At 68.4% G+C, this 6,873-nt stretch carries 4 protein-coding genes; all 4 read right to left on the bottom strand.

Annotated features, from left to right (window positions below; all coding sequences use genetic code 11):
• On the bottom strand, positions 1 to 884 hold an 884-nt coding region (locus EQ874_RS12215), incomplete at its 3' end, for a cbb3-type cytochrome c oxidase subunit I (RefSeq protein ID WP_207213526.1).
• A complete protein-coding gene (locus EQ874_RS12210) occupies positions 881 to 3,766 on the bottom strand; it encodes an FAD-binding and (Fe-S)-binding domain-containing protein (protein ID WP_129976940.1) in 2,886 nt (961 codons plus the stop codon). The genes EQ874_RS12215 and EQ874_RS12210, both read right to left, overlap by 4 nt.
• Positions 3,767 to 3,838: 72 nt before the next feature.
• Positions 3,839 to 4,933: an enolase C-terminal domain-like protein gene (locus EQ874_RS12205; RefSeq protein WP_129976899.1), complete on the bottom strand. Its 1,095-nt coding sequence runs from the start codon at positions 4,931 to 4,933 to the stop codon at positions 3,839 to 3,841.
• A 10-nt stretch (positions 4,934 to 4,943) separates the two neighbouring features.
• On the bottom strand, positions 4,944 to 6,737 hold the full coding sequence (locus EQ874_RS12200; protein ID WP_129976898.1) for a thiamine pyrophosphate-requiring protein: 1,794 nt from the start codon (positions 6,735 to 6,737) through the stop codon (positions 4,944 to 4,946).
• Positions 6,738 to 6,873 lie beyond the last annotated feature (136 nt).

Genomic DNA, 6,873 nt, shown 5'->3' with positions numbered 1-6,873 from the left:
ACCAGGCCGCTGTATCCGAAGATCGGCTTGCGGGAGAAGACCGGGAAGATCTCCGAGACGATGCCGAAGAACGGCAGCGCCACGATGTACACCTCGGGGTGACCGAAGAACCAGAACAGGTGCTGCCACAGGAGCGCGCCGCCGGTACCCGGATCGTAGATGTGCGCACCCAGTTGTCGGTCGGCCAGCAACCCCATCAGCGCCGCGGTGAGAATCGGAAAAGCCAACAACACCAGCAGGCTGGTGATCAGGATGTTCCAGGTGAAGATCGGCATCCGGAACATGGTCATGCCCGGTGCGCGCAGGCACACCACGGTGGTGACCATGTTGACCGCGGCGAGGATCGTGCCGAGCCCGGACAACGCCAGACCCATGATCCACATATTCGCCCCCATACCCGGCGAATGCGCCACATCGCTGAGCGGTGCATAGGCTGTCCATCCGAAATCTGCGGCACCACCGGGGGTCAGGAATCCGGCCACGGTGACGAGCCCACCGAACAGATACGCCCAATAGCTGAACGCGTTCAACCGCGGGAACGCCACATCGGGGGCGCCGATCTGCAACGGCAGGATGTAGTTGGCGAAACCGAAGACGATCGGCGTGGCGTACAGCAACAGCATGATCGTGCCGTGCATCGTGAACAACTGGTTGTACTGCTCGGTCGACAGGAACTGCAACCCGGGCACGGCGAGTTCGCCGCGCAGCAGCATCGCCAGCACCCCACCGAGCAGGAAGAACCCGAAGGCGGTGCTCAGATAGAACACCCCGAGCTGCTTCGGATCGGTGGTGGTCACCGCCGCGACGATCGCCGCGCCCTTGGAACCGCGGCGCCGCGGATAGGGACGCCCGGGCCGCAGCGGCCGCACCTCGGTGGCGGTCATGATCGACGCCCCCCGGCGTGCACGGCCGCGGCGAGGACCTGCGCGGTGTGCAGCGGCGCACTGCCCGGCTGCAGATCCCGCACCTGGGTGCGGCAACTGAACCCGTCCGCCACCAGCACGGTGCCCGGCTCCGCGCGGCGGACCGCGGGCAGCAACTTGTCCTCGGCACACGCCACGGACACCTCGTAATGCCCGCGTTCGAAACCGAAATTGCCGGCGAGACCGCAGCATCCGGCGTCGAGCACGTCGACGTCGACACCGGCGGCTTCCAGTGCGGTCTGCTCGGCAGCGTATGTCAGCACGGCATGCTGGTGACAATGCGGTTGCATCAAGGCTGTCGCCTGCAGGGGCGGTGGCGCCCAGTCCGGGGCGCGGGCGTGCAGCAGCTCACCGAGGGTCACCGTCTGCTCGGCCAGCCGCCGGGCGTCCTGGTCGCCGTACAGCAGCTGGGGCAGATCCGCGCGGAACACCGCCGCGCAACTCGGTTCGAGCACCACGATCGGAGCGCCGGCGCGCAGGTGCGGGGCGAGGATCGTCAGCGTGCGCCGCAGCACGCGTTTGGCGGTGGGCAGCTGACCGGTGGAGATCCACGTCAGCCCGCAGCACGCACCGCGATCGGGTAGGCGCACGGTGAAGCCGGCGTGTTCGAGGACGGTGACGGCATCCCGGGCGATCTGCGGATCGAAGTTGTCGGTGAAGGTATCCGGCCAGAGCACGACGGTGCCGCGTGCTCCGCCTGCGGTCGGTGCGTCGCGGTGCGCGAACCAGTGGCGGAAGCGTTGCGTGGCGAACCGGGGCAGCGGCCGCCGCGAGTCGACCCCACCGAGCCTCTTCACCAGGTCCGTCAGCACCGGAGCGTGCGCGACGGTGTTGACCGCCCCCGGCGCCAGGGCTGCCAGGCGTGCCCAGACGGGAATCCAGCCCATCGCATAGTGCGCGCGCGGCCGGGGCCGGTGGGCGTAGAAGTGGGAGAGGAATTCGGCCTTGTAGGTCGCCATGTCCACATCGACCGGGCAGTCGCTGCGGCAGCCCTTGCAGGCCAGGCACAGATCGAGGGCGTCCTTGACCTCGGTCGACCGCCACCCGTCGGTGATCACGTCACCCTGGAGCATCTCGAACAGCAGGCGGGCCCGGCCGCGGGTGGAGTGTTCCTCCTCGCCGGTGGCCCGGTAACTCGGGCACATGACCCCCGATTCGTGGCCACGGCACTTGCCGACACCGACGCAGCGGGCCGCCGCGTGCGCGAAGCGGTGATCGTCGTCCGGATAGGCGAAATGGGTGCTCGGTTCGGCGGGCCGATAATCCGCGCCCTGGCGCAGGTTCTCGTCGAGCCGGAACGGGTGGACGATCTTGCCGGGGTTCATCCGATTGTCGGGGTCGAACAGGGCTTTGAGTTCCTCGAACGCGGTGACCAGGCGCGGGCCGAACATGACGGGCAGCAGTTCGGCCCGGGATTGCCCGTCGCCGTGCTCACCGGACAGCGACCCGCCGTAGTCGACGACGAGACGGGCGCTGTCCTCGACGAAACTGCGGTAGGTGGCGATGCCCTCGGCGGTCCGCAGATCGAACGGGATCCGGGTGTGGACACAGCCTTGACCGAAATGCCCGTACAGGGACGCTGTTCCGTAACCGTACCGCTCGAGCAACGCCCGAAAATCGCGCAGATAGTCGCCGAGACGGTCCGGTGGAACGGCCGCATCCTCCCACCCTTCGTGGGTTTCCGGCTCACCCGGTGGATAGGCGGTGGCGCCGAGCCCGGCTTCGCGGGCCGCCCACATCTGTTTCTTGTGGGCGGGATCGTCGAACACGGCGGCATGTGCCCCGGTACGTCGGCACACGTCGTCGAGCATCGTCTTCGCCTTGTCGTCGGCGTCGGCTCGGTCGTCGCTGTTCATCTGCACCATCAGCCAGGCGTCGCCTTCGGGCAGTTGCTGCAGGGCCTTCTCCGCGAGCCGCCGGCTGTGTTCGAGCTGGGCGAGCCGACGGTCGATGCCTTCGAGGGCGGCCGGGTCGTGGGAGACGACGAGCGGGACGGCATCGGCGGCGGTGGTGATGTCGTCGAAACCGAGCAGCACGAGCGCGGACGCGGCGGGGCGCCGCACCAGTTTCAGCTCGGCGCCGAGCACGGTGACCAGCGTGCTCTCACTGCCGACGAGCAACTGGGCGATGTCGAAGTCCTTCTCCGGCAGCAGCGAGTCGAGGTTGTACCCGGACACGCGGCGGGGGATGTCGGGATAGCGGGCGCGGATGTCGTCGCCGTACCGTTCGCGCAGTGCGCGCAGGCCACGGAAGATCTGCGCGCGGCGGTCGCCGGGCCGGATGATCCGGTCGTATTCGTCGTCGTCCGTGGCCCGCACCCACATGCGGGTGCCGTCGTAGGTGAGCACGTCGAGGGCGAGCACCGAGTCGACGGTCTTGCCGTACGCCTGTGCGGTGGAGCCGCACGAGTTGTTGCCGATCATCCCCCCGATCGTGCAGCTGACGTGCGTGGACGGTTTGGGGCCGAACATCCATCCGGTGTGTTCGAGCGCATCGTTGAGCGCATCGAGGGCGATGCCGGGTTCGACCCTCACGGTGCCGGCCTGCTCGTCGACGCTGCCGACACGGGTGCAGTACTTGCTCCAGTCCAGCACGATCGCCGTGTTGCAGCATTGCCCGGCGAGGCTGGTGCCACCTCCGCGGGAGAGCACGGGGATGTCGAACTCGTGGCACACGGCGACGGTGTCGACGGCGGCGTCGGGGGTGCGGGGCACGACCACCCCGATCGGCACCTGCCGATAGTTGGAGGCGTCGGTGGAGTATGCGGCGCGCGATCCGGCGTCGAACCGTATCTCTCCGTCGACCCGGTCCCGGAGAGCCGCGGCGAGTTCGTCGAACAGCAGCGGGGCCCGCGGACCCGCTCGGTGGGCGGAGTGGGTGGTCACTGGTCGTCCTCCCTGGTGGGGTGTATCCCGTTACCGCACCCGGAACGGTTCGAGGTCGGCGATCTTCGGGGTCAGGCCGTGTCCGGCGACGTCGGTTCTCGGGCCGAGGGTTCCGCCGGTCGGGTCGAGAGCGCCGTCGAAGAAGCTCGTCTCGATCCGGACGTGGTCGTGGAACCATTCCAGGTGCCGCAGGCGGGGAACGGCGGTGGCAGCGTGTACGTGCAGGTGGGGGGCGCAGTGCGCCGAGATGTCCAGCCCGTGCGCCGCGGCGAGGGCTGCGACGCGCAGCCACTCGGTGATGCCACCGCACCGGGTGATGTCCGCCTGCAGGCAGTCGACGGCCCCGGCCACGCACATGCGCCGGAAGTACGGCAGGTCGTAGCCGTATTCGCCGGCGGTGACGTCGGCACGCACCGCCTCGCGGACCCGGCACAGGCCGTCGAGGTCGTCGGAGGACACCGGTTCTTCGAACCAGCGCACATCGGAGTCGGCGGCGACCTGCATCACCCGGATCGCCTGCTTGCAGGTGTAACCGCCGTTGGCGTCGACGAACAGCTCCGTGGCCTCGCCGATCACTTCGCGCGCCTGGCGGACGCGACGCAGATCGCGGGCCGGGTCGGTTCCCCAGCTCTCCGCGATCTTGATCTTCACACGTGGAATGCGCTGGTCCACGACCCAGTGTTCGAGTTGGTCCCGAAGCTGTGACCGGTCGTAGGTGGTGAAGCCGCCGCTGCCGTAGATCGGCACCCGGTCGTGGACGGAGCCGAGCAGACGGTGCAGCGGCAGGGGGATCGACCGTGCCTTCAGATCCCACAGGGCCACGTCCACCGCGGACAGGGCGCATCCGGCGATGCCGGGACGTCCGGCATTGCGCAGTGCCCGCACCATCGCCTCGTGTGCTCCGGCCACGTCCTGTTCCGAACGTCCGACGACCACCGGGGCGAGCAGGTCGGCGACCACGGGCCCGCAGGCCGCCGGCGCGTACGTCCATCCGATCCCGACGGCGTCCGGGGTGTGCGCGTGCACGAGGACCATGGTGGTGCTGTCCCAGGCGAGGGTGCCGTCCGCCTCGGGGCTGTCCGTGGGGATCGTGTAAGCCGCTGCGGTGAGCTCGGTGACGGTCATGGCGAGACGATCAGTTGCCCTTGTGCGGCAGGAACTCCTGGGCCTTCGTCCTGATGCCCTCCTTGAGGAAACCCCAGCGGTCCTCGTCGCCACCGAGTACCGCTGCGGTGGCGGCTTTGAACTGGTCCCAGGTGGCATGCGGGGGGATGGGGGGCATGTTCGGATCGGTGTGGACATCGAGCAGGGTGGGGCGGTCCGCGGCCAGGGCCGCGTCCCAGGCGGAGTCGAGATCGTCCGGATCGGTCACCGTGACGGCCTGCAACCCGAGGGAGGCGGCGAACCCGGCGTAGTCGATATCCGGAAGTGTCTGGGACTCGGCGAATTTCGGGGATCCGGCCATCGCCCGCATCTCCCAGGTGACCTGGTTGAGATCGTTGTTGTGCAGGACCGCGACGATCAAGCGCGGGTCGTGCCAGCTCGCCCAATAGTGCTTGATGGTGATCAACTCGGCCATGCCGTTCATCTGCATCGCGCCGTCTCCGACGAACGCGATCACCGGCCGGTCGGGGTGGGCGAACTTCGCGCCGATCGCATACGGCACCCCCGGGCCCATCGTGGCGAGGGTGCCCGACAGCGACCCGCGCATGCGACCGCGGAACCGGAGCTGGCGGGCGTACCAGTTCGCCGACGATCCGGAATCGGCGGTGACGATGGCATCGTCCGGCAGACGCGGTGACAGTGTGGAGAACAGTCGCAGCGGGTTGACCGGATCGGCGGGTACGTCGGCTTCCATGTCCATGGTTTCCCACCATCGGGCGACGTCGGCTTCGATCTTCTCGCGCCAGGCGCGGTCCTGCTTGTACTCCAGATGTGGCACAAGTGCTTCGAGTGCGGTGCGGGCGTCGGCGACGAGGTTGACCTCGTTCGGATAGCGCATGCCGACGAACCGTGCGTCGAGGTCGATCTGAACTCCGCGGGCCTGCCCGAACTCGGGGAGGAACTGGGTGTACGGGAAGCTCGAGCCGACGGTGAGCAACGTGTCGCAGTCGCGCATCAGCTCGTAGCTCGGTCGGGTGCCGAGCAGGCCGATCGAGCCGGTGACCCAGGGCAACTCGTCCGACAGGACATCCTTGCCCAGCAGGGCTTTGGCTGCGCCGGCGCCGAGCGTCTCGGCGACCTGCTCTATTTCGGCCGCGGCGCCGCGCGCACCGTTGCCGACGAGCAATGCGACCTTCCGTCCGGCGTTGAGGATTTCGGCGGCCCGGGTGATCGCCCGGTCGTCCGGGGCCACGCGCGGACGGTCGAAGCCCAGACTCGACGGCACCATCTTGAACTCGTGGGTGGGCGGCGAGTAGGGCAGTTCCTGCACGTCGGCGGGAATGATCACCGCGGTGGGGGCGCGCTGGGTCAGCGCGGTGCGGATCGCACGGTCGAGCACGTTGGGTAGCTGTTCGGGGACGGTGACCATCTGCACGTAGTCGCTCGCCACGTCCTTGTACAGGCTCAGCAGGTCCACTTCCTGCTGGTAGGACCCGCCCATGGCGCTGCGGTTGGTCTGCCCGACGATCGCGACGACCGGGACATGGTCGAGTTTGGCGTCGTACAGGCCGTTGAGCAAGTGGATCGCGCCCGGCCCCGAGGTGGCCATGCACACCCCGAGCCGGTCGGTGAACTTGGCGTACCCGACCGCTTGGAAGGCGCTCATCTCCTCGTGGCGGGACTGCACGAATTGCGGACGATTCTCCGCTCGTCCCCACGCGGCGAGGATGCCGTTGATGCCGTCCCCGGCGTAGGCGAAGACGTGTTCGACCCCCCAGTCGCGTAATCGCTCGAGCAAGTAGTCGGCGACGTTGTTGTCGGCCATCGGTATCTCTCCTTACCGTGCGGCGCCGGGTTGTTCGCATGCCGTCCGGAAGAGCGAGAAGACGTGTGCAGCAGCAGCGCATCTCCACTCGATCCGGGCGGAGCCCGATCGGAGGTGTGCTCGGTACGCACCATGG

The organism is Rhodococcus sp. Q1 (assembly GCF_004153645.1).
Lineage (GTDB): Bacteria > Actinomycetota > Actinomycetes > Mycobacteriales > Mycobacteriaceae > Rhodococcus > Rhodococcus gordoniae.
This window is presented reverse-complemented; position numbering and strand designations above follow the sequence as displayed.

What these genes read in the sequence shown, in the direction of transcription:
- EQ874_RS12205 (WP_129976899.1), bottom strand. Translation starts at nt 4,933, where the DNA reads ATGACCGTCACCGAGCTCACCGCAGCGGCTTACACGATCCCCACGGAC.
- EQ874_RS12200 (WP_129976898.1), bottom strand. Translation starts at nt 6,737, where the DNA reads ATGGCCGACAACAACGTCGCCGACTACTTGCTCGAGCGATTACGCGAC.